This window comes from Micromonospora sp. NBC_00860 (genome assembly GCF_045207375.1).
Classification (GTDB): Bacteria; Actinomycetota; Actinomycetes; order Mycobacteriales; family Micromonosporaceae; genus Micromonospora; species Micromonospora vinacea.
In genome coordinates this window covers 3,463,656-3,486,578 of the sequence record NZ_CP108825.1, presented here as the reverse complement: position 1 = coordinate 3,486,578, position 22,923 = coordinate 3,463,656, and the positions used below count along the sequence as shown (strand labels likewise).

Sequence of the window (22,923 nt, the reverse complement as noted above, 5' to 3'; positions counted from 1 at the left end):
ACCGCGCATCCGACCACTCCCACGGAGGAGCCACCATGAGCCGGGCGACAGTCACCGCCCTCGTCGTCGCGCTGATCGCCGGTCTGGTCGGGGTGGCGCTGATGCCCCGGGCGCCCCGACTCGGCGCGCAGACCACCGGCGATCGCGACCTGGCCGCGGCCGCACGGTCGGCCGCGCCCGACCCGTCGGGGCACCGCGGGCTCGCCGTCGCCCTGGTCGAGAACGGCCGGATCCGCACCGCCGGCCTGGGCGACCGGGACCCCGCCGGTCGACCCGTCGAGCCCGGCACCCCGTTCGAGATCGGCTCGGTCGCCAAGGCCCTCACCGGCATGCTCCTCGCCGACCAGGTCGCCGCCGGTGTCGTCGGCCCGGACGACCGGCTCGGCGCCACCTGGCCCGAAGTGGCCGGCCCGGCCCGCGACGTCACGCTCGCCGAACTCGCCAGCCACCGCGCCGGCCTGCCCCGGCTCGCCCCCGGCTCCCCGCTGGGGTGGGCACGCATCCTCTGGTCCAACGTCTCCGGCGGCAACCCCTACGCCGGGCAGGGCGTCGACACCATCCGCGGCGCCGCCGACCGGGTCAGTCCCGACGACGACCGCGGCGAGGTCCACTACTCCAACCTCGGGCCGTCAATGCTCGGCCACGCGCTCGCCGCGAAGGCCGGCGTCGCGTACCCGGAGCTGCTGCGGGCCCGCGTGCTCGGGCCGCTCGGCATGACGGCCACCGTCGTCGCCACCCGCGACGACGACCTGCCGGCCGGTCGCGCCCAGGGCAGCCGGGCCGGCGGCAGGCCGCTCGACCCGTGGGCGGGGTCCGGCTACGCCCCTGCCGGCGCCGGCCCCTGGTCGACGGCCGAGGACCTGGGCCTGTTGCTCGCCGCAACCCTGGCCGGCACCGGGCCCGGCGCCGACGCCGCCACCGCCCGCTTCCGCGAGGACGACGACACCCGCATCGGGTACGGCTGGTTCACCACCCGACACGGCGACCACGAGGTGGTCTGGCACAACGGCGCGACCGGCGGGTTCCGGTCCTACGTCGGTTTCGAGCGAGCCACCGGCCGGGCTGTGGTGGTGCTCGGCAACACCGACAAGGGCGTCGAGCCGATCGGACTGCGGCTGCTCGGGGTGCCGCAGAAGACTGCCGACTCGGCGACGTCGGTGGTGCTGCCGTGGATCGGCGCCGGCCTCGCGGTGGCCTTCACCTTCCTCGGCGGCGTCTCCCTGCTCGGCACCGCCCGCCGCCGCCGACTGGACCAGGTGACAGTGCTGGCGGCGGCGGTCTGGGCGTTCGCCTATCTGGGGTTGGGGCACCAGTTGGGGGACTGGTCGGTGGTGCCGGCCTGGCTGTGGCCGCTCGGGGCCGGTCTGTCGGCGGCGGGGGTGGCAGTGGCGGCGACCCGGTGGCGTGCCCTGCCGCTGGTCGACGCGCGGGTGCCGTGGCGTCGGCTGCTGTCGGTGGCGAGTTCCGTGGTGGCCGCCGTGCTGGCGGTCGTGGCCGTCGCCGGCTGACGTCGCGCCGCCGCTGCGTGTCACAGCGGTTGCGTACCCTCGGCCGATGACCTCCGATGTGCTGCTGCGCCCGGTCCGTGAGGACGACCTTGTCGAGTTCTTCCTGCACCAGCAGGACCCGGAGGCCAACCGGATGGCCGCGTTCGGCCCCAAGGACCCGACCGACCGTCGGGAGTTCGCCGCACACTGGGCCCGGGTGCTCACCAACCCGGCGAACCTGGTCCGCACCGTCGAGGCCGACGGCAAGGTGGTCGGCTACGTGAGCGCGTTCCCGGTCGAAGGGCAGACCGAGGTCAGCTACTGGATCGACCCGGCGCGCTGGGGCCGGGGCCACGCCACGGCGGCCCTGGCCGCCCTGCTGCGCGAGCTGCCCCGGCCGGTGCACGCCCGCGCCGCCAAGGACAACGCCGCCTCCCTCGCGGTGCTCCGCAAGTGCGGGTTCGCTGTGGTCGGCGAAGACTCGGGGTACGCCAACGGCCGCGGCGAGGACGTCGAAGAGTGGCTGCTGGAGCTGCCCGCCGATGGTCCTGACCTGGGCGGGCACTAGTCTCGCGGCGTGAACTGGTTGGATCTCGTCGGCTGGGCCGGCTCCGCGGTGCTGGTCTGGTCGCTGCTGCAGTCGCGCATCCTGCGGTTGCGGGCGCTCAACCTCGTCGGCTGCTTCGTGTTGATCGGCTACAACGCCGCGATCGAGGTCTGGCCCGGCGTCGGGCTCAACGTCGTGCTCGCGGTGATCAACATCTGGTACCTGCGCGGGATGCTCGCCACCCGGCACGACGAGAAGACCTACCAGGTGGTCGAGGTCGGTGTCGGCGACCAGTTCCTCGCGCACACGCTGCGGGTGCACGCCGCCGACATCGCCCGGTTCAACCCCGGCTTCCACTGGGACCCGGACGCCTCGGGGCGCTCGGCGTTCCTCGTGGTCACGGCCGACGAGGTGGTCGGGGTGGTGCTGTCGCACGCCGAGGCGCCCGGCGTCGCCCAGATCGACCTGGACTACGTGACCCCGAAGTTCCGGGACTTCACCCCGGGCGAGTTCGTCTACCGGCGCAGCCACCTGTTCACCGAACGGGGCTTCCACCGGGTGGTCAGCCCGCCCCGGATGGTCGCCCCCTACTACCACCGGCTCGGCTTCCGCCCGGAGGGCGACTCGTACATCCTCGACCTGCCGGCGTCATCGACGGCCCAGTCGGCGTAGCGTCGCCGGGGCAGGATTCGGCCGGCGCCGGACGGGGCAATGACAGGCCTACGCCGGGCGGGCTCGCCGACCGGCGGGTGCCGCGCGTAGCGGCCGGTGCCACCACCACGAGGGAGCGAACCGGGCGTGCAGAGCTACGGGAGCCAACTGGCCCTGGTCGGAGTCCTGGTCGTGATCAACGCGCTCTTCGCGGGTAGCGAGATGGCGTTGGTGTCGCTGCGAGACAGCCAGATTCAGCGGTTGGAGCGCACCAGCCGGGCCGGGCGGGTGTTGGCCCGGCTCGCCAAGGACCCCAACCGCTTCCTGGCCACCATCCAGATCGGCATCACCCTCGCCGGCTTCCTGGCCTCCGCCGCTGCGGCGGTCTCGCTGGCCAAACCCCTGGTGCCACTGCTTGGGATGTTCGGCGGCGCCGCCGAGACGGTGGCGATCGTGGCGGTCACCCTCGCGCTGACCTTCGTCACCCTGGTCTTCGGCGAGCTGGCGCCCAAGCGGATCGCCATGCAGTCCGCCGAGCGCTGGGCACTGCTGGTGGCCCGCCCACTCGACCTGCTGGCCAGCTTCACCCGGCCGGCCGTCTGGGCGCTCGGCGCCACCAGCGACGTGGTGGTCCGCCTGGTCGGGCTCAACCCCAAACACCAGCCGGAGGAGATCGGCCCGGACGAGCTGCGCGACATCGTCGCCGGCAACCACGGCTTCACCAAGGAACAGCGGACCATCATCGCGGGCGCCGTGGAGATCGCCGACCGGCGGTTGCGGGCTGTCCTCGTACCCCGGTTGCAGGTCTTCACGCTCGACAGCGGGACCACTGCGGAGGCCGCGCGGCTCGTGCTGGCCGCCACCGGGCACTCCCGGGCTCCGGTCGTGCGCCACGGCGGCCTGGACGACACCGCCGGAATGATCCACCTGCGTGACCTGGTGGGCGTGCCCGACGATCGCCCGGTCGACGAGATCGCCCGGCCGCCGATGCTGCTGCCCGACTCGCTGCCCGTGGTGGACGCGCTGCGCCAGTTCAAGGCCGAGCGTCAGCACATCGCGCTCGTCGTGGACGAGCGCGGCGCCGTCGACGGCATCGTGACGCTGGAGGACATCCTGGAGGAGATCGTCGGCGAGATCTACGACGAGACCGACCGGGATGTGCGCTCGGTACGACGCGACCCCGACGGCGCGCTGCTGCTGCCCGGCACCTTCCCGGTCCACGACCTGCCGGACATCGGCGTCGAGCTGCCGTCGCGCCCGGATGGCGACTACACCACAGTCGCCGGGCTGGTGCTGACCCGGCTCGGGCACATCCCCACCGTCGCCGGGGAGGACGTCACGCTGGACGGCTGGGTGCTGATGGTGGCCGGCATCGACCACCGGGCGATCACCGAGGTACGGCTCAGCCGCGTACCCGATGAAGCCGACGGTGACGCCGACACCGACCAGGCCCCGGAACCGGTGCTGGACGAGGCCCGCAGGTGACAAGTCCGGCGCACGCCGTCGCTCAGGCGGGCGAGAGGTTCTGCAGCCGGACCTGACCACGGGCGACCAGCCGGTCGTCGGCGTCGGTGATCTCCACCTGCCAGAGCTGCTGGCTGCGGCCGCGGTGCACCGGGGTACCGACCGCGGTCAGCTCGCCGTCCCGCACGGCCCGCAGGAAGTCGGTCTGGTTCGACACCCCCACGACAGTGCCCCGGTCGGCGAGCCAGAGGGCCCCGCCCACGCTGGCCGCGGTCTCCACCACCGAGCAGTACACACCGCCGTGCTGGATGCCGAACGGCTGGTGCAGCCCCGGGTGGACCTGCCAGCTGATGACCACCCGGTCGGCGCTGGCCTCCTCGAACTTGAGGCCGAGCAGGGCGGCGAAACCGCCCGTCAGATCCGGAATCTCCACGGCAAAGCCCTCCCCGATCAACGGGGCGCAAGCCTAGCCGGGGTGGGTTGCGGCAAACCCGGTACGGGTCGACGCCGACGATGGGGGAGAATCGGTGACCGTGACCGACAGCAGCCCTCCGCCGCCTGGGCGGGACTCCCTGATCGACGACCTGCTCTGGCGTGGCCTGATACAGGACTCGACCGGCCTCGACGAGCTGCGCGAGCTGCTCGACGGTGGGAAGTCCACCACGTACTACGTGGGTTTCGACCCCACCGCGCCGAGCCTGCACGTCGGCAACCTCATGCAGGTCCTCATGGCCCGCCGGCTGCAACTCGCCGGCCATCGCCCGTTGCTGCTGGTCGGCGGGGCGACCGGGCAGATCGGCGACCCGAAGGAGAGCGCCGAGCGGACCCTCAACCCGCCCGACGTGATCGCCGGCTGGGTCGAGCGCATCCGCGAGCAGTTGGCGCCGTTCGTGTCGTACACCGGGGACAACGCGGCGCAGTTGGTCAACAACCTGGACTGGACCGGCGAGATGTCGATCGTCGAGTTCCTCCGCGACGTGGGCAAACACTTCCCGGTGAACAAGATGCTCGCGCGGGAGGTGGTGCGGGCCCGCCTGGAGACCGGCATCAGCTTCACCGAGTTCAGTTACCAGCTGCTACAGGCCAACGACTTCTTCGAGCTGCACCGCCGGCACGGCTGTCAGCTCCAGTTCGGCGGCTCCGACCAGTGGGGCAACATCACCGCCGGCGTCGACTACGTACGCCGACGGGGTGCGGGGCCGGTGCAGGCGTTCACCACGCCGCTCGTCACCAAGTCCGACGGCACGAAGTTCGGCAAGACCGAGGGTGGCACTGTCTGGCTCGACCCCACGATGACCAGCCCGTACGCGTTCTACCAGTTCTGGCTCAACGTCGAGGACCAGGAGGTGGACCGCTACCTGCGGTACTTCAGCTTCCGGACCCGCGACGAGCTGGAGGAGTTGGCGAAGGCGACCGCCGAACGGCCGGCGGCCCGGCTGGCGCAGCGGGCGCTCGCCGAGGAGCTGACCACCCTGGTGCACGGCGCCGACGAGACCCGGCAGGCGATCGCCGCGAGCCAGGCGCTCTTCGGCCGCGGATCGCTGGACGAGTTGGCACCGGAGACCCTGCGCGCGGCCCTGACCGAGGCCGGTCTCGTTCGCCTCACCGGCGAATTGCCGGATGTGGCGGGTCTGCTGCGTGACTCCGGTCTGGTGAGCGGCCTCAAGGAGGCCCGACGGGTGATCGCCGAGGGTGGCGCCTACGTCAACAACAACCGGGTGACCGAGGTGGATGCTCGGGTCTCGGCGACCGACCTGCTGCACGGGCGTTACCTGGTGCTGCGCCGCGGCAAGCGGTCGTTCGCGGGCGTTGAGCTGGGCGAATAGCCCACTGTCGACCATGTGACGGGGGACGCGTCCGGCGGATTTGACGATCATCCCGCCGGACGCGTAACTTTCTCTCTGTCAGCGCGGAACGGACGAAACAGGCGAAAGCCTGAGACGGCCGGAGCGCCGGCCAACGGCCAGGGGGTCGGGCGGGCATTGCCCACCGGAGCCCCAACCGGGAGGTGCCCCCAGAAACGCCGCGAGGCGGATTTGGCGCGGCGAAACCGACCGGGTATGGTTACGAACCGGCAGGGCACCGGGCGGGTCGCGGGAAATCGCGACGGCCGGCCTGTCGAATCCATGACGAGAGCGGCGCAAGCCGGTTGCGACATGGTGCCCGCATTCTCGGGTGAAGCACGACGAACCGCGAAATATCGGTTTGACACGGCGGAAACGAGCGGGTAACGTAGTAAAAGTGCCTGGCGCTGAAAGCGCCGGACGCGGTACGGGAATTAGCCCCGGTTGGGGTTCCACTTGGGTGGGGCTTCTGGTCGGTGTGTGGTTGTTCTTTGAGAACTCAACAGGGTGCTTGTAAAGCCAGTGCCAATTATGATTTATACCCCGGACTGGTCAGTTTTTGCTGGCTGGTTGGGATTCCTTTGGCAACATTTGTTTGTTGCCGGGATAGCTGTTCAACTAATTTTTTGTTGGAGAGTTTGATCCTGGCTCAGGACGAACGCTGGCGGCGTGCTTAACACATGCAAGTCGAGCGGAAAGGCCCTTCGGGGTACTCGAGCGGCGAACGGGTGAGTAACACGTGAGCAACCTGCCCCAAGCTTTGGGATAACCCTCGGAAACGGGGGCTAATACCGAATAGGACTGCTGGCCGCATGGCTGGTGGTGGAAAGTTTTTCGGCTTGGGATGGGCTCGCGGCCTATCAGCTTGTTGGTGGGGTGATGGCCTACCAAGGCGACGACGGGTAGCCGGCCTGAGAGGGCGACCGGCCACACTGGGACTGAGACACGGCCCAGACTCCTACGGGAGGCAGCAGTGGGGAATATTGCACAATGGGCGGAAGCCTGATGCAGCGACGCCGCGTGAGGGATGACGGCCTTCGGGTTGTAAACCTCTTTCAGCAGGGACGAAGCGAGAGTGACGGTACCTGCAGAAGAAGCACCGGCCAACTACGTGCCAGCAGCCGCGGTAAGACGTAGGGTGCGAGCGTTGTCCGGATTTATTGGGCGTAAAGAGCTCGTAGGCGGCTTGTCGCGTCGACCGTGAAAACTTGGGGCTCAACCCCAAGCCTGCGGTCGATACGGGCAGGCTAGAGTTCGGTAGGGGAGACTGGAATTCCTGGTGTAGCGGTGAAATGCGCAGATATCAGGAGGAACACCGGTGGCGAAGGCGGGTCTCTGGGCCGATACTGACGCTGAGGAGCGAAAGCGTGGGGAGCGAACAGGATTAGATACCCTGGTAGTCCACGCTGTAAACGTTGGGCGCTAGGTGTGGGGGGCCTCTCCGGTTCCCTGTGCCGCAGCTAACGCATTAAGCGCCCCGCCTGGGGAGTACGGCCGCAAGGCTAAAACTCAAAGGAATTGACGGGGGCCCGCACAAGCGGCGGAGCATGCGGATTAATTCGATGCAACGCGAAGAACCTTACCTGGGTTTGACATGGCCGCAAAACTCGCAGAGATGTGAGGTCCTTCGGGGGCGGTCACAGGTGGTGCATGGCTGTCGTCAGCTCGTGTCGTGAGATGTTGGGTTAAGTCCCGCAACGAGCGCAACCCTCGTTCGATGTTGCCAGCGCGTTATGGCGGGGACTCATCGAAGACTGCCGGGGTCAACTCGGAGGAAGGTGGGGATGACGTCAAGTCATCATGCCCCTTATGTCCAGGGCTTCACGCATGCTACAATGGCCGGTACAATGGGCTGCGATACCGCGAGGTGGAGCGAATCCCAAAAAGCCGGTCTCAGTTCGGATCGGGGTCTGCAACTCGACCCCGTGAAGTCGGAGTCGCTAGTAATCGCAGATCAGCAACGCTGCGGTGAATACGTTCCCGGGCCTTGTACACACCGCCCGTCACGTCACGAAAGTCGGCAACACCCGAAGCCGGTGGCCCAACCCTTGTGGAGGGAGCCGTCGAAGGTGGGGCTGGCGATTGGGACGAAGTCGTAACAAGGTAGCCGTACCGGAAGGTGCGGCTGGATCACCTCCTTTCTAAGGAGCACCTTCCGACGAAAGTCGGTAAGGAGCCCGCACTGCCCGACTGTGGTGGTGGGGTGCTCAGATGGCGGAGACACTGGCAAGTTTTGCCCTGGCAACGGCCGGCGGCGCCTAGTACAGCCACCCTTGGGTGGTGGGAACGGTTGCTTCTGGTGCGGCTGGGGGGAGATGTAGGCACCCTGTTGGGTCCTGAAGGAACAACCCGTGTGGTTGTTGTTTCAGAGACGTGGCTGGCCTCCTGTGTGGGGGCTGGCAGTCTGCCAGGCATGGCCTGGCCTCACATACCGCTGACTGTTGTCGGGTTTGGTGTGGGGCGGATCGGGTTGTGGGTTGGTCGTTTGTTGAGAATTGCACAGTGGACGCGAGCATCTTTGTGGTCAAGTTGTCAAGGGCGAACGGTGAATGCCTTGGCACCAGGAGCCGATGAAGGACGTGGGAGGCCGCGATAGGCCTGGGGGAGCTGTCAACCAAGCTGTGATCCCAGGGTGTCCGAATGGGGAAACCTGGCACCAGTCATGTGGTGTCACCCACACCTGAACACATAGGGTGTGTGGAGGGAACGCGGGGAAGTGAAACATCTCAGTACCCGTAGGAAGAGAAAACAATTTAGTGATTCCGTGAGTAGTGGCGAGCGAAAGCGGATCGAGGCTAAACCGGCTGCGTGTGATACCTGTCAGGGGTTGCGTGGTCGGGGTTGTGGGACCCCGCTGAGTGTACTGACATGCACTCGAGGAGTTACAAAGTCAGTGGCTAGTCGAACAGTCTGGAATGGCTGACCGTAGACGGTGAGAGTCCGGTAGGTGAAAGTTGCTGACCTTCTGTGGGTGTTCCCGAGTAGCGGCGGACCCCTGAAATCTGCCGTGAATCTGCCAGGACCACCTGGTAAGCCTAAATACTTCCTGGTGACCGATAGCGGACAAGTACCGTGAGGGAATGGTGAAAAGTACCCCGGGAGGGGAGTGAAATAGTACCTGAAACCGTTCGCCTACAATCCGTCGGAGCCTTGCGGGGTGACGGCGTGCCTTTTGAAGAATGAGCCTGCGAGTTAGTGGCATGTGGCGAGGTTAACCCGTGTGGGGGAGCCGTAGCGAAAGCGAGTCTGAATAGGGCGATTCAGTCGCGTGTCCTAGACCCGAAGCGGAGTGATCTAGCCATGGGCAGGCTGAAGCGCGGGTAAGACCGCGTGGAGGGCCGAACCCACCAATGTTGAAAAATTGGGGGATGACCTGTGGTTAGGGGTGAAAGGCCAATCAAACTCCGTGATAGCTGGTTCTCCCCGAAATGCATTTAGGTGCAGCGTCGCGTGTTTCTTGCCGGAGGTAGAGCACTGGATGGTCTAGGGGGCCCACAAGCTTACCGAAATCAGCCAAACTCCGAATGCCGGTAAGTGAGAGCGCGGCAGTGAGACTGCGGGGGATAAGCTTCGTAGTCGAGAGGGAAACAGCCCAGATCACCAGCTAAGGCCCCTAAGCGTGTGCTAAGTGGAAAAGGATGTGGGGTCGCATAGACAACCAGGAGGTTGGCTTAGAAGCAGCCACCCTTTAAAGAGTGCGTAATAGCTCACTGGTCAAGTGGTTCCGCGCCGACAATGTAGCGGGGCTCAAGCACACCGCCGAAGCTGTGGCATTCACATTTTATCCTCGCTTGGACTTGATTCCTTGTGCAGGTGTGTGGATGGGTAGGGGAGCGTCGTGCCGCGAGTGAAGCAGCGGGGTGACCCAGTTGTGGACGCGGCACGAGTGAGAATGCAGGCATGAGTAGCGAAAGAAGGGTGAGAAACCCTTCCGCCGGATGACCAAGGGTTCCAGGGCCAGGCTAATCCGCCCTGGGTGAGTCGGGACCTAAGGCGAGGCCGAGAGGCGTAGTCGATGGACAACGGGTTGATATTCCCGTACCCGCGAAAGAGCGTCCCTGATGAACCTCGTTGTGCTAACCATCCGAACTTGGTGAGGTCTTCGGACTGAGTTGAGGGAGCGTGGGAACCTGATGGGTAGTAGTCAAGCGATGGGGTGACGCAGGAAGGTAGCTGAGCCCGGCCGGTGGTTGTGCCGGGGTAAGCGTGTAGGCCGTGTTGTAGGCAAATCCGCAACACACTAGGGCTGAGACGTGATGCCGAGCCGATTCAGGTGAAGTCAGTGATCCTATGCTGCCGAGAAAAGCCTCTAGCGAGTTCTTAGCGGCCCGTACCCCAAACCGACACAGGTGGTCAGGTAGAGAATACCGAGGCGATCGGGCGAACTGTGGTTAAGGAACTCGGCAAATTGCCCCCGTAACTTAGGGAGAAGGGGGGCCGGAGACGTGAAGCCCCGCGCGGGTGGAGCGTTGTATGGCCGCAGAGAGCAGGGGGAAGCGACTGTTTACTAAAAACACAGGTCCATGCGAAGAAGTAATTCGATGTATATGGACTGACGCCTGCCCGGTGCTGGAACGTTAAGGGGACCTGTTAGCTCTTCGGGGCGAAGCGGAGAACTTAAGCGCCAGTAAACGGCGGTGGTAACTATAACCATCCTAAGGTAGCGAAATTCCTTGTCGGGTAAGTTCCGACCTGCACGAATGGCGTAACGACTTCCCCACTGTCTCAACCACAGGCCCGGCGAAATTGCAGTACGAGTAAAGATGCTCGTTACGCGCGGCAGGACGGAAAGACCCCGGGACCTTTACTATAGCTTGACATTGGTACTCGAATTAGCTTGTGTAGGATAGGTGGGAGCCGGTGAAGTCCATACGCCAGTATGGGTGGAGGCAATCTTGAAATACCACTCTGGTTGATTTGGGTATCTAACTTCGGACCGTTATCCGGTTCAGGGACAGTGTCTGGTGGGTAGTTTAACTGGGGCGGTTGCCTCCTAAAAGGTAACGGAGGCGCCCAAAGGTTCCCTCAGCCTGGTTGGCAATCAGGTGTTGAGTGCAAGTACACAAGGGAGCTTGACTGTGAGACTGACAGGTCGAGCAGGGACGAAAGTCGGGACTAGTGATCCGGCACTTGCGAGTGGAAGCGGTGTCGCTCAACGGATAAAAGGTACCCCGGGGATAACAGGCTGATCTTCCCCAAGAGTCCATATCGACGGGATGGTTTGGCACCTCGATGTCGGCTCGTCGCATCCTGGGGCTGTAGCAGGTCCCAAGGGTTGGGCTGTTCGCCCATTAAAGCGGTACGCGAGCTGGGTTTAGAACGTCGTGAGACAGTTCGGTCCCTATCCGCCGTGCGCGTAGGATACTTGAGAAGGGCTGTCCCTAGTACGAGAGGACCGGGACGGACGAACCTCTGGTGTGCCAGTTGTCCTGCCAAGGGCACGGCTGGTTAGCTACGTTCGGAAGGGATAACCGCTGAAAGCATCTAAGCGGGAAGCCTGCTTCAAGATGAGGTATCCCACCCACCTTGGTGGGGTAAGGCCCCCAGCTAGACGACTGGGTTGATAGGCCGGAAATGTAAGCCCGGTAACGGGTTCAGTTGACCGGTACTAATAGGCCGAGGACTTGACTACTAAGCTGCTACGCGTCCACTGTGCAACTCTGAACAAGCGAACACCCGTGTTTGTGTGCCGGGGTTGTTTGATATGTTCATAGAGTTACGGCGGTCATGGCGGAGGGGAAACGCCCGGTTACATTCCGAACCCGGAAGCTAAGCCCTCCAGCGCCGATGGTACTGCACTCGTGAGGGTGTGGGAGAGTAGGACGCCGCCGGACAATCTTCCAGTCGAGGGCCGCCCCATCCGGGTCGGCCCTCGACTGCGTAGCGCCATTGGTGGCGCAATCAGGAAGGATGTACCTGTGAGTTCAGGACCGCAGGGCGGAGACCGTCCCCGTCGTTACGAAGACCGTACTGACGGTGCGGGCGGACGCGACCGCGGCCCGCGCCGCGATGACCAAGGCCGGCCCCCGTACCGGGGAGACCGCGACAGCGGCGGCGCCCGAGGCGGATACGCCGGCGGCCGCGATTCTGGCTCCCGTGGTGGTGACCGGGACAGCTCGCGCTCCAGCGCCCCCCGTGAGGGCGGCTACCGTGGCGGCGACCGCCGTGAGGGTGGTTTCCGTGGCGGCGACCGCGATGGTTCGCGTTCCAGCGCCCCCCGTGAGGGCGGCTACCGCGGCGGTGACCGGGACGGTTCGCGCTCGGGTGCTCCCCGCGAGGGTGGTTTCCGGTCCGGTGCGCCCCGCGAGGGCGGCTTCCGTGGCGGCGATCGTGACAGCTCGCGCTCCAGTGCCCCCCGCGAAGGTGGCTTCCGTGGCGGTGACCGCGACGGTGGCTTCCGTGGCGGCGACCGCCGCGAGGGTGGCTTCCGGGGTGGCGACCGGGACAGCTCGCGTTCCAGCGCCCCTCGTGAGGGTGGCTTCCGTGGTGGCGACCGGGACGGTTCGCGTTCCAGCGCCCCGCGTGAGGGTGGTTTCCGTGGGGGTGACCGTCGTGAGGGCGGTTACCAGGGCGGTGACCGCACTCGCTCCGGCCCGCCGCGCGAGGGTGGCTTCCGTGGCGGTGACCGCGACGGTGGTTTCCGTGGTGGCGACCGCCGCGAGGGTGGCTTCCGTGGTGGCGACCGGGACAGCTCGCGTTCCAGCGCCCCCCGTGAGGGTGGCTTCCGCGGTGGAGATCGCGACGGTGGTTTCCGTGGCGGCGACCGTCGTGAGGGCGGTTTCCGTGGTGGCGACCGTGAGGGTGGCTTCCGGGGCGGCGACCGGGACGGTTCGCGTTCGGGCGCTCCGCGCGAGGGTGGCTTCCGCGGTGGTGACCGCGACGGTGGCTTCCGTGGCGGCGACCGCCGCGAGGGTGGTTTCCGTGGTGGTGACCGCGATGGTTCGCGTTCGGGCGCTCCCCGTGAGGGTGGTTTCCGTGGGGGTGACCGTCGTGAGGGCGGTTACCAGGGTGGCGACCGCACTCGCTCCGGCCCGCCGCGCGACGGTGGCTTCCGTGGCGGTGACCGCCGTGAGGGTGGTTTCCGTGGCGGCGACCGGGACAGCTCGCGTTCCAGCGCCCCCCGTGAGGGTGGCTTCCGGGGCGGGGACCGCGACGGTTCGCGTTCGGGCGCTCCCCGTGAGGGTGGCTTCCGCGGTGGTGACCGTGAGGGTGGTTTCCGTGGGGGTGACCGTCGTGAGGGCGGTTACCAGGGTGGCGACCGCACTCGCTCCGGCCCGCCGCGCGAGGGTGGCTTCCGTGGCGGTGACCGCGACGGTGGCTTCCGTGGCGGTGACCGCCGTGAGGGTGGTTTCCGTGGCGGCGACCGGGACAGCTCGCGTTCCAGCGCCCCCCGTGAGGGTGGCTTCCGGGGCGGTGACCGCGACGGTTCGCGCTCGGGCGCTCCCCGCGAGGGCGGCTTCCGGGGCGGCGACCGCCGTGAGGGCGGGTTCCGTGGTGGCGACCGGGACGGTTCGCGTTCCAGCGCTCCCCGTGAGGGCGGTTTCCGTGGCGGTGACCGCGAGGGCGGCCACCGGGGTGGAGAGCGCACCGGGGGTTTCCGGGCCGACGAGCGGCCGCGTCGCGAGGGGGAGTTCCGTCGCGACGATCGCGCGGGTGGCTCCGAGTCGTTCGAGGGCGGGCGTAGTTCGGCCCCGGCGCTGCCGGACGACATCGTCGCGACCGACCTCGACAAGGACGTCCGCGCTGAGCTGCTCTCGCTGAACAAGCCGGTCGCCGAGACGGTGGCCCGACACCTGGTCGCCACCGGGCAGCTGATCGACGAGGACCCGGCCGAGGCGTTGGCGCACGCGCTGGCCGCCCGGCGGCTCGCGTCGCGCATCTCCGCTGTCCGCGAGGCGGTCGGCCTGGCCGCGTACCACGCGGGAGAGTGGCAGTCGGCGATCGCCGAGCTGCGCACGTACCACCGGATGAGCGGGTTGCAGAGCCACCTGGCCGTACTCGCGGACTGCGAGCGTGCCCTCGGCCGGCCGGAGCGGGCCATCGACCTGTTCCGTGGCGCGGACCGGGAGAAGCTGGACCAGGCCGTGGCGATCGAGCTGCTGATCGTCGCTGCCGGCGCGCGGGGCGACCTCGGGCAGAAGGACGCTGCGGTCGCGATGCTCCAGGTCCCGGACCTCACCAGCGAAGCCACAGTGCCGTGGACGGCCCGGCTGCGGTACGCGTACGCCGACGCGCTGCTCGCGGTGGGTCGGCGCGAGGAGGCCCGCGAATGGTTCTCCCGCGCTGCCGACGTGGACACCGAGGGCGAGACCGACGCCGCCGAGCGCCTGCTCGAGCTCGACGGCGTGGTCATCGAGGGTGACGACGAGGACGAGGCCGCCGAGGAGATCGCCGCAGGCCCGGGCACTCCTGGCGCGGTGCCGGCCCGACCCGACGCCGACCTGACCGGCGACGACGACGACGATGACGATGTCGACGATGACGATGACGATGACGATGACGACGATGACGATGACGAGGACGAGGACTTCGACGACGACGAGGAGGACGCCGCTGTCGGCCGTCCCGTCGACGACGAAGGCTTCGACGGCGAGGACGAGGACCGTCACCCCACCGAGAGCGGCAACGCCGACGTGGACACCGCTGGCGACAGTGGCGTGACGTCGGACGTCGACGCGGCGGACGCCGACGGGACCGTGCCGGTCCGGGACGACGAGTCGGGTTCGACGCAGCGGTGAGCGCGGGCGTGGGGGAGCGGCTGGTCGACGGGTACACCCTGGTCGTCTTCGATCTGGACGGCGTGATCTACCTGATCGACCGGCCGATCCCCGGCGCCGTCGAGGCGGTGGCCCGGCTGCACGCCGAGGGACGGGCGGTGGCGTATGCCACCAACAACGCGTCCCGCCGGTCCAGCGAGGTCGCTGACCTGCTGACCGGGATGGGTGTGCCGGCCCGGCCGGAGGAGGTCCTCACCTCCGCAGCCGCCTCGGCCGAGTTGCTGCGCGACCGGCTGCCCGCCGGCGCGTCGGTGCTGGTGGTCGGTGCGGAGGCGCTGCGCGCGGAGCTGCGCGCTGTCGGTCTCACCCCGGTCACCCAGGCCGACGAGAAGCCGGCGGCGGTGGTGCAGGGGTACGGCCCGCAGGTCGGCTGGGCCGAGTTGGCCGAGGCGTCGATCGCGGTGCGGGCGGGTGCGATCTGGATCGCCACCAACACCGATCGCACCCTGCCCAGTGGGCGGGGACCACTGCCCGGCAACGGTTCGCTGGTCGCCGTGCTGCGGACGGCGCTGGAGCGGGACCCCGACGTGGTGGTCGGCAAGCCGGAGTCGGCGTTGTTCGAGACGGCCGCTCGGCGCAGTGGTGGCGGGCGGAGCCTGGTGGTGGGTGACCGGCTGGACACCGACATCGAGGGCGCCCGCCGGGCGGGGCTGGACAGCCTGCTCGTGCTCACCGGCGTCAGCGGCGTACCGGAGCTGCTGGCCGCCGAGCCGCGGCGCCGTCCCACGTACGTGGCGAGGGACCTGGCGGGGCTCTTCGACCCGGCTGCCGCGGTGCGGGTCCCGGGCCCGGCGGACGCTGGCGGCTGGTCCGTGACCGACCGGGACGGCACGCTGGAGCTGGCCGGGGCCGGCCGACCGCTGGACGCCCTGGCGGCGCTCTGCGCGGTGGCCTGGTCGGCACCGGTGCCGGCGCTACCGAAGATCCGCCCGGTGGGCCCGGACGCGGCCCACGCGTTGGAGAGTTTCGGTCTGACCGCGGCGGCGTGACGCCGCCAGCCAAACAGTCAGAGCAGCTTGCGCAACTTGAGCAGGTCGAACGGGTTGGCCTTGATCGACACCCGGCGGGAGGTCACCGCGCTGGTGACGTCCAGGTCGCCTCGGACCAGGGCGAGCAGGTCGTCGCTGGACGTGCTCAGCGCGATCTTGGCCTTGGGGTCGTCGCCGTCGGTCAGCTCGACCAGCCGACCACCGGTGATCCGGCCGTGGAACGCGGTGTCCAGGTCGGTGATCCGGCAGGCCAACGTGCGGTCCAGGTCGATCCGTTCGCGTACCGTCTCGGCGTTGCGATCCAACCGGGCGGCCAGCTCCTGCAACGCCTGCCGGCACTCGTCCACGCTGGCCACATCTCCCCCTCGCTGATCGCCACGCCGTCCTCGGCACCGTACCGCACGGGTTGGTCCGGGGTGCCCGGTAGCGTGACACCTGCACACCCCGCCCCGTGGAAGGACTCAGGCATGCAGGACGCGTGGCGCGCCTACCTCGAGCTGGCCATGGGCCTTGCGGAGGCGCCCCGGAAGAAGGCCCAGGACGTGGCTCGTCGCCTGGTCGGCTCCGGCGGTGCGACCGCCGCCCAACTCCAGGCCCTCGGCGAGGAGCTTGTCACCACCGGCGCCGCCAACCGGGAGGCGCTGACCAAGCTGGTCCGTTTCGAGGTCGACCGGGCCCTCGGTGCGGTCGGGCTGGCCACCGCCGACGAGGTCGCCGAGCTGACCCGGCGGGTGCACGACCTGGAACGGCAGCTACGGGAGGCGCGGTCCGCCGAGCCGGCCGGCGGGCCGACCGCCGGCCCGACGCCGCAACCCGACCCGACCGTCGCCGCGCGGCCCGATGCCGGGCTCGTGCCGTCCGACTCCTCGGGCGGTGCCCCGGTCTCCGCGCCCGTGGCGAAGAAGGCCGTGGCGAAGAAGGCGGTCGCCAAGAAGGCCATTGCCAGGAAGCCGCCGGCGACGATCAGCCGGACCGCCGACGAGGACGTCCCGACGCCGGCCGTGATGCCCGCCAAGAAGGCGGTCCGCAAGCCGCGGTCGGACGACGCCGAATGACCCGGCCCGGTCCACTGCCCGGCGGGTCCTTCCCGGCCCGCCCCAGCCCGCCGGCCGGCGGGCTGGGGCGGCCTGGCCCGCCGGTGGGTGCCCGCCCCGGGCCGCCACCGGACCTCGGGGACGATGAAGCGCGGCATCCGGCGGTGGACGCCGCCGTGCAGTCCCTCGCCAACGCGGCGACACTTGCTCCGGCCGACCAGATCGCCCAGTACGAGGCGGCCTACGAGACGCTGCGGGAAACCCTCGCCACCATCGACCAGACCTGAGCGGGACGACCAGGCCTGAGCAGACCGGAGAACCACACGCATGGCACGTCGTAACCGGCTGGACGCCGAACTCGTCCGCCGCGGTCTGGCCCGCTCCCGTGAGCAGGCCGCCGCGTTGGTGGAGGCCGGCCGGGTCCAACTGCGGGGCGTGGTCGCCCGTAAGGCGGCCGCGATGGTCGACCCCGCCGACCCGCTCCTGGTGACCGGAGCGGACCCGGCCGAGGAGTACGTCTCCCGGGGCGGGCACAAGCTCGCCGGCGCGCTGGCCGCGTTCGCCCCCGGTGGGCTGCACATCGCCGGGCGGCGTTGCCTGGACGCGGGAGCGTCGACCGGTGGGTTCACCGACGTGCTGCTGCGCGCCGACGCGGCCGAGGTGGTGGCCGTGGACGTCGGCTACGGGCAGCTCGCCTGGCCGCTGCGCACGAACGAGCGGGTCCGCGTCCTGGAGCGCACCAACGTCCGTACCCTCGATGCCGACGCGATCGGTGGCCCGGTCGACCTCACTGTCGCCGACCTGTCGTTCATCTCGCTGCGGTTGGTGCTGCCGGCGCTGGCCGGCTGCACCCGCGACGACGGTGACCTGGCGCTGATGGTCAAGCCGCAGTTCGAGGTCGGCAAGGACCGGGTCGGCGCCGGCGGTGTGGTCCGCGATCCGGAGTTGCGCGCCGAGGCGGTGCTGGACGTGGCCGCGACGGCCGAGCGGCTCGGCCTCGGGCTGGCCGACGTGGCGGCCAGCCCGCTGCCCGGGCCGAGCGGCAACGTGGAGTTCTTCGTATGGTTGCGCCGGGGCGCACCAGCGGCCGACCCGCAGCGGGTGCGGGCCGTGGTGGCGGCCGGGCCGGACGGCTCGACGACGGCCGGCGACGTGCCGGACGTGGCGGCGGAGGAGGTCGCAGGGTGAACACGCGCAGCGAGGACGTCACAACGGGCCGCGGGCTGACAGGCGGTCGCGCCGAGGCGCGGCTGGCGCGACGCCGCCCGCTCCGGCGTGGGCCGGTGGCGCGATGAGCCGGACCGCGCTGCTGGTGACGCACACCGGCCGTCGGCGCAGCACGGAACACGCCCGGTCGGTCGCCGCCGACCTGATCGACGCGGGTTTCGAGGTACGGGTGGTCGCCGACGAGGCCGACGACCTCGACCTGCCCGGCGTGGTGCCGGTCGCTGGCCCGCAGGCCGCCGAGGGCGCCGAGATCGTCTTCGCGCTCGGTGGAGACGGCACCTTTCTGCGCGCCGCCGAGCTGGCCCGGCCCGCGAAGGCGCCGCTGCTCGGCATCAACCTCGGCAAGGTGGGCTTCCTGGCGGAGGCGGAGATCGACGACCTGGACACCGCGGTCCGGGACGTCGTCGGTCGCAACTACACGGTCGACGAGCGGCTCACACTGGACGTCACCGCCGAGTTCGACGGTGGGCCGACCATCGAGTCCTGGGCGCTCAACGAGATCAGCATCGAGAAGGGCGAGCGGGCCCAGATGCTCGAGCTTCTCGTCGACGTGGACGGGCGGCCACTGTCGCGCTACGGCTGCGACGGTGTCGTCTGCGCCACCCCCACCGGCTCCACCGCGTACGCGTTCTCCGGTGGCGGGCCGGTGGTCTGGCCGGAGGTGGAAGCGCTGCTGCTGGTGCCGATCAGCGCGCACGCGTTGTTCAGCCGCCCGCTGGTCACGGCCCCGACGTCCACCTTCGTGATCACCGTGGACCCGTTCACCACCCTCGCCGTGCTCTCCTGCGACGGCCGGCGCGTCTACGACCTGCCACCCGGCGCGCGGGTGACGGTGCGCCGGGGCGCCCTGCCGGTACGCATCGTGCGGCTGCGCCCCCGCCCGTTCACCGACCGGCTGGTGGCCAAGTTCGGCCTCCCCGTGCACGGGTGGCGCGGCAGCCGCCGGTGACCGTGGCGCACACAGTCGGTGGATGTGAGTTGTCCACCTGACGACATGTCGCCGCTGCGGCGGCGGGCGACTAGTGACCTGGTGACACGCTCCGACGCAGACTCCGATCGGCCCTCATCTACGGATGGCGGGCCTGGAGGAGTAGAGGAGCGCATCGCATGCACTGGTCCCCACGCTGGCTCGCGGTCGGCGCGGTCGGCGCGTTGGTGGTCGGCGTCGCCGCACCGGCGTCCGCCGACCCGCCCGCCCGGCCCACCGGCCCCACATCGGGCACGCCCACCCCGCACGCGGCACCCGTCCGCGTCACCCTGATCACCGGCGACCAGGTCGAGCTCGCGCCCGCGGCGCCGGGCCGGGTCGCCGCCACCGTCCGTCCGGGACCCGGGCGCGAGCGGGTCATCTTCCAGACCCTGGAGGTCGACGGCCGGCTGCGGGTGCTGCCCAGCGACGCCCTGCCCTACGTCTCGAGCGGGGTCCTCGACGCCAACCTGTTCGACGTGCAGGAGTTGGCCGCCGACGGATACGGCGACGCTGCGCAGGGCACGTTGCCGCTGATCGTGCGCTACCAGGAGCAGGCGGCCGGGCGGGTCAAGCCGCTTGCCGGTGCCACTGACGCCCGGCCGTTGGAGAGCATCAACGGCGCCGCGCTGCGGGTCGGCAAGGGCGCCCTCGGCGGCCTGTGGACCACGCTCGCCGGTACGCCGGCCAGCCGGACCACGACTGCCGCCGCGCCCCGGCTGGGTGCTGGCATCGCCCGTGTCTGGCTGGACGGGCGGGTCCGCCCGACGCTGGAGCACAGCGTGCCGCAGATCGGCGCCCCGACCGCCTGGGCCGCCGGCCGGGACGGTGCCGGCGTGAAGGTGGCGGTGCTCGACACCGGTGTCGACGCCACCCACCCCGACCTGGCCGGTCGGATCGCCGAGGCGCAGGACTTCTCCGGCAGCGGCAGCGCCCGCGACGGGCACGGCCACGGCACCCACGTGGCCGCCACCATCGCCGGCAGCGGGGCGGCGTCCGACGGGAGACGCAAGGGCGTCGCCCCCGGCGCGCAGCTGCTGGTCGGCAAGGTGCTCGACGACGGTGGCTCCGGCTTCAGCTCGTCCATCATCGCGGGCATGGAGTGGGCCGCCCACTCCGGTGCGAAGGTGGTCAGCATGAGCCTCGGTGGCGACCCCACCGACGGCACCGACCCGATGAGCCAGGCGGTGAACGACCTGACCGCCGAGACCGGCGCGCTCTTCGTGGTCGCCGCCGGCAACTCGGGCGCCGCGCGTACCGTCGGCGCGCCCGGCGCGGCCGCGGCGGCGCTCACCGTCGGCGCGGTGGACCGCGCCGACAACCTGGCGGAGTTCTCCAGCCGGGGCCCGCGCCTCGGCGACAACGGCCTCAAGCCCGAGATCACCGCGCCGGGCGTCGGCATCGTCGCCGCGCGGGCCGCCGGCACCACAATGGGTACGCCGGTGGACGACGCCTACACGACCGCGTCGGGCACGTCCATGGCCACTCCGCACGTGGCTGGAGCGGCGGCGATCCTCGCCCAGGAACACCCGGACTGGCCCGCCGCGAAACTCAAGGACGCGCTTGTCAGCACCACGAAGGCGAACCCGGCGCTCACCGTCTTCGAGCAGGGTGGCGGTCGGGTCGACGTGGCGCGGGCGCTCGGGCAGCAGGTGTACGCCTCGGCCACCGCGGACTTCGGCCGGATCTCCACCGGCGGTACCGCGGTCGAGCGGACCGTGACGTACACCAACGGCACGAAGACCGCGCAGACACTGCGGCTGGCCCTGGACCTCCGCAACCTGGACACCGGAGCGGCCGAGCCCGACGGGGTCGCGGTGACCTTCGGCGAGGTGACCGTGCCGGCGGGCGGCAGCGTGGCAGTGCCGCTGCGCGCCGACCCGGCGAAGTTGGGCCGGGGCCCGCACGGTGGCTGGCTGGTGGCGACCGGCACGGACGGCGTCGCCGTGCGCACCCCGGTCGGGCTCACCGTCAGCGGTCCTGTGCACCAACTCACCATCAAGCTGCTCGACCGGGAGGGTCAGCCGGGCCTCTCGCCGGGGCTGACCGTCTTCGGTGAGCAGCCCGAGTCGGACTTCTGGGGCATGTGGGGTGGCGAGGGCACCCTGCAGGTCGAGGAAGGCACGTACGTGCTGACCGCGCTGCTCACGCACGGCGTCCCCCTGGACGAGCAGATGACGCAGATCATCGAGCCGGAGGTGACCGTCGACCGGGATATCACCGTGGTGCTCGACGCCCGCAAGGGCACGCCGGTGCGGATCGAGACGCCGAAGCCCAGCGAGCAGCGGGCCGCGCTCAGCTACTACGTGCACCGGGTGCTGGGCAACGGCCGGCAGATCGACCACGGTGTGATGGCCTACAGCACCGTTCAGCAGGTCAACGTGACGCCGACCCGCCAGGTGCGCCGGGGCGAGTTCGAGTTCGCCTCACGGTGGCAGCTCGTCGCGCCCATGGTGGACGCGACGATCAGCGGGGTGTCCGGTCCGTCGGACATCAACCTGCTGGGCACGTCACCGGCGCCGACCGGTCGGCGGAAGCTGCCGCTGGTCTGGGCCGGCACCGGCACCCCCGCCGAGCTGACCCGGGTGCGGGGCGCCGCCGTGCTGCTCAGCGCCGACCCGAACCGCTCCGAGGAGGAGCAGGTGACCGCCGCCGCGGCAGCCGGCGCCGCCGCGGTCCTGATCGTCCGGCCGGAGGACCAGAGCGCGTGGACGGTCTGGCGGCCCACCGGAGAGCGGCTGCCGATCCCGTCGATGGTGGTCGCGTACGACGACGGGCAGCGGCTGATCGCGGCAGCGCGCAGGGGCCGGGCGACGCTGGACCTGACGCTGACCGTGGACAGCCCCTACCTGTACGACGTGTGGCAGGTGTCGAAGGGTCGGGTGCCGGAGCGTGTTGTGCACACGGTGACCTCGAAGAACACCGCCGAGGTGACCGCGAGCTACGGCGACGTGGGTGCGGGCTGGGCAACCGAGGAGCGGTTCGGCTGGCGTCCGTGGCAGGAGTACGCCTGGAACGACGACCAGCGCATGGTCCGCAACGGCACCACCCGTCAGGAGTTCGTCAGCGCCGGCGACAACTGGTGGCAGCATCGGGTGCTGCACAAGCAGATGTTCATGCAGTGGGGGCAGTTGGCCGGTGGTCTGACCGAGCAGCCCCGCCGCTACGCCGCCGACGACCGGGTGACCGAGACCTGGCACGCGCCGGTGATCCGCCCGGCCGTTCCGGCCAGCGGTGCGCCGGTGCCCACGCGCACCGGTGACAACCTGGATCTGCGGGTGGCCGAATTCGTCGACGCGCAGGGCCACTACAGCGTGGCCGGCGAGAGCGAGGAGTCGGACACCGTCGCGGCGCGGGTCAGCCGCAACGGGCAGCAGATCGCGGACCTCTCCGACGGCTGGGCGCCGGTGCCCGCTACCGCCGGGGCGGCCCGCTACCGCCTGGACGTGACCACCCAGCGCTCCTCGGACGAGTGGCGCTACGGCACACGGACGGACACGGCCTGGGAGTTCACCTCGGCCCGACCGGCGGGCGACGCCGCCACGCCGTTGTCGCTGCTCCAGGTCGACTACCGGGTGCCGGCCGACCTGCTCGGCACGGTACGCGGCAACCGGTCGCACCAGCTCGGGCTGACCCTGCGGCAGCCGGCCGGGGTGCCGGCGCCGACCGGCGCCAGCGTCCGGGTGCAGGTCTCCTTCGACGGGGGCGTCACCTGGCGCAACGCGCCGACCACGGGGTCGGGCACCCGGTACACCGCTACCGTGCCGGCGGGGCGCGGAACGGTGTCGCTGCGGGTGCACGCCGCCGACCGGGCCGGGAACACCGTCGACCAGACGGTGCTCCAGGCGTACGGGCTGCGCTGATCGGGCAGGGCGGGGCGGCCCGGCCGTCCCGCCCTTGCGGTTGAGGGGGTCCGCCGTCGGTCGACGGCGGACC

At 69.7% G+C, this 22,923-nt stretch carries 15 protein-coding genes and 3 rRNA genes; 15 read left to right on the top strand and 3 right to left on the bottom strand.

Translation table 11 applies throughout. The features are described from left to right. Positions 1–35 precede the first annotated feature (35 nt). The 4 genes from OH804_RS15955 to OH804_RS15940 all read left to right on the top strand — a co-directional run bounded on the left by OH804_RS15955 (position 36) and on the right by OH804_RS15940 (position 4,170). Positions 36–1,508 (top strand): serine hydrolase domain-containing protein, encoded by a 1,473-nt coding sequence (locus OH804_RS15955; protein ID WP_406066115.1) that lies wholly within the window; start codon positions 36–38, stop codon positions 1,506–1,508. 46 nt (positions 1,509–1,554) lie between these two features. Continuing rightward, positions 1,555–2,055 carry a GNAT family N-acetyltransferase gene (locus OH804_RS15950; protein ID WP_406066113.1) on the top strand — a complete coding sequence of 167 codons (501 nt, stop codon included), beginning with the start codon at positions 1,555–1,557 and terminating at the stop codon, positions 2,053–2,055. Positions 2,056–2,064: 9 nt separating this feature from the next. Next, complete coding sequence (locus OH804_RS15945; protein WP_196922364.1) at positions 2,065–2,706, top strand: YgjV family protein; 642 nt, start codon at positions 2,065–2,067, stop codon at positions 2,704–2,706. 126 nt (positions 2,707–2,832) lie between these two features. Beyond that, positions 2,833–4,170, top strand: coding sequence for a hemolysin family protein (locus OH804_RS15940; RefSeq protein WP_406066111.1), 1,338 nt, complete (start codon positions 2,833–2,835; stop codon positions 4,168–4,170). A gap of 22 nt (positions 4,171–4,192) precedes the next feature. Here OH804_RS15940 and OH804_RS15935 read toward each other — a convergent pair whose 3' ends face one another. Beyond that, on the bottom strand, positions 4,193–4,600 hold the full coding sequence (locus OH804_RS15935) for a PaaI family thioesterase (protein ID WP_406066556.1): 408 nt from the start codon (positions 4,598–4,600) through the stop codon (positions 4,193–4,195). Between the two features lie 82 nt (positions 4,601–4,682). Between OH804_RS15935 and tyrS the strand changes: the two genes are divergently transcribed. The 4 genes from tyrS (at position 4,683) to rrf (ending at position 11,827) form a co-directional block, all read left to right on the top strand. Then, positions 4,683–5,975 carry a tyrosine--tRNA ligase gene (gene tyrS, locus OH804_RS15930; RefSeq protein ID WP_406066554.1) on the top strand — a complete coding sequence of 431 codons (1,293 nt, stop codon included), beginning with the start codon at positions 4,683–4,685 and terminating at the stop codon, positions 5,973–5,975. A gap of 644 nt (positions 5,976–6,619) precedes the next feature. Beyond that, positions 6,620–8,134: ribosomal RNA gene (locus OH804_RS15925) — 16S ribosomal RNA — on the top strand. 381 nt (positions 8,135–8,515) lie between these two features. Next, positions 8,516–11,625 (top strand): 23S ribosomal RNA (locus tag OH804_RS15920). An 85-nt stretch (positions 11,626–11,710) separates the two neighbouring features. Next, positions 11,711–11,827, top strand: a 5S ribosomal RNA gene (rrf, locus tag OH804_RS15915). The 16S, 23S and 5S rRNA genes sit together here, the layout of an rRNA operon. A gap of 90 nt (positions 11,828–11,917) precedes the next feature. Here the strand turns inward: rrf and OH804_RS15910 are convergent. Next, complete coding sequence (locus OH804_RS15910; RefSeq protein ID WP_406066109.1) at positions 11,918–13,786, bottom strand: hypothetical protein; 1,869 nt, start codon at positions 13,784–13,786, stop codon at positions 11,918–11,920. Here OH804_RS15910 and OH804_RS15905 point away from each other — a divergent pair. Further along, complete coding sequence (locus tag OH804_RS15905) at positions 13,775–14,731, top strand: tetratricopeptide repeat protein (RefSeq protein ID WP_406066107.1); 957 nt, start codon at positions 13,775–13,777, stop codon at positions 14,729–14,731. The genes OH804_RS15910 and OH804_RS15905 overlap by 12 nt on opposite strands. Further along, positions 14,728–15,759: an HAD-IIA family hydrolase gene (locus OH804_RS15900; protein ID WP_406066105.1), complete on the top strand. Its 1,032-nt coding sequence runs from the start codon at positions 14,728–14,730 to the stop codon at positions 15,757–15,759. The genes OH804_RS15905 and OH804_RS15900 overlap by 4 nt, the downstream gene beginning before the upstream one ends. A gap of 17 nt (positions 15,760–15,776) precedes the next feature. On the opposite strand, the gene OH804_RS15895 is transcribed toward OH804_RS15900, so the two are convergent. Then, positions 15,777–16,115, bottom strand: a complete 339-nt coding sequence (locus tag OH804_RS15895; RefSeq protein ID WP_088947517.1) for an SCP2 sterol-binding domain-containing protein — start codon at positions 16,113–16,115, stop codon at positions 15,777–15,779. Positions 16,116–16,226: 111 nt separating this feature from the next. On the opposite strand from OH804_RS15895, the gene OH804_RS15890 reads away from it, so the two are divergent. The 5 genes from OH804_RS15890 (at position 16,227) to OH804_RS15870 (ending at position 22,850) form a co-directional block, all read left to right on the top strand. Then, entirely contained in the window at positions 16,227–16,814 is a 588-nt protein-coding gene (locus tag OH804_RS15890; RefSeq protein WP_406066103.1) for a hypothetical protein, read from the top strand. Further along, positions 16,811–17,080 carry a hypothetical protein gene (locus tag OH804_RS15885; protein ID WP_406066101.1) on the top strand — a complete coding sequence of 90 codons (270 nt, stop codon included), beginning with the start codon at positions 16,811–16,813 and terminating at the stop codon, positions 17,078–17,080. The genes OH804_RS15890 and OH804_RS15885 overlap by 4 nt, the downstream gene beginning before the upstream one ends. 40 nt (positions 17,081–17,120) lie before the next feature. Further along, positions 17,121–17,981 carry a TlyA family RNA methyltransferase gene (locus tag OH804_RS15880; protein ID WP_406066099.1) on the top strand — a complete coding sequence of 287 codons (861 nt, stop codon included), beginning with the start codon at positions 17,121–17,123 and terminating at the stop codon, positions 17,979–17,981. A 103-nt stretch (positions 17,982–18,084) separates the two neighbouring features. Continuing rightward, positions 18,085–18,969, top strand: a complete 885-nt coding sequence (locus OH804_RS15875) for an NAD kinase (RefSeq protein ID WP_091407282.1) — start codon at positions 18,085–18,087, stop codon at positions 18,967–18,969. 158 nt (positions 18,970–19,127) lie between these two features. Beyond that, positions 19,128–22,850 (top strand): S8 family serine peptidase, encoded by a 3,723-nt coding sequence (locus OH804_RS15870; RefSeq protein WP_406066097.1) that lies wholly within the window; start codon positions 19,128–19,130, stop codon positions 22,848–22,850. Positions 22,851–22,923: the final 73 nt, after the last annotated feature.

Coding starts and splice junctions, on each gene's coding strand:
- OH804_RS15875 (WP_091407282.1), top strand. CDS start 18,085: ATGAGCCGGACCGCGCTGCTGGTGACGCACACCGGCCGTCGGCGCAGC.
- OH804_RS15890 (WP_406066103.1), top strand. CDS start 16,227: ATGCAGGACGCGTGGCGCGCCTACCTCGAGCTGGCCATGGGCCTTGCG.
- OH804_RS15885 (WP_406066101.1), top strand. CDS start 16,811: ATGACCCGGCCCGGTCCACTGCCCGGCGGGTCCTTCCCGGCCCGCCCC.
- OH804_RS15950 (WP_406066113.1), top strand. CDS start 1,555: ATGACCTCCGATGTGCTGCTGCGCCCGGTCCGTGAGGACGACCTTGTC.
- OH804_RS15880 (WP_406066099.1), top strand. CDS start 17,121: ATGGCACGTCGTAACCGGCTGGACGCCGAACTCGTCCGCCGCGGTCTG.
- OH804_RS15955 (WP_406066115.1), top strand. CDS start 36: ATGAGCCGGGCGACAGTCACCGCCCTCGTCGTCGCGCTGATCGCCGGT.
- OH804_RS15870 (WP_406066097.1), top strand. CDS start 19,128: ATGCACTGGTCCCCACGCTGGCTCGCGGTCGGCGCGGTCGGCGCGTTG.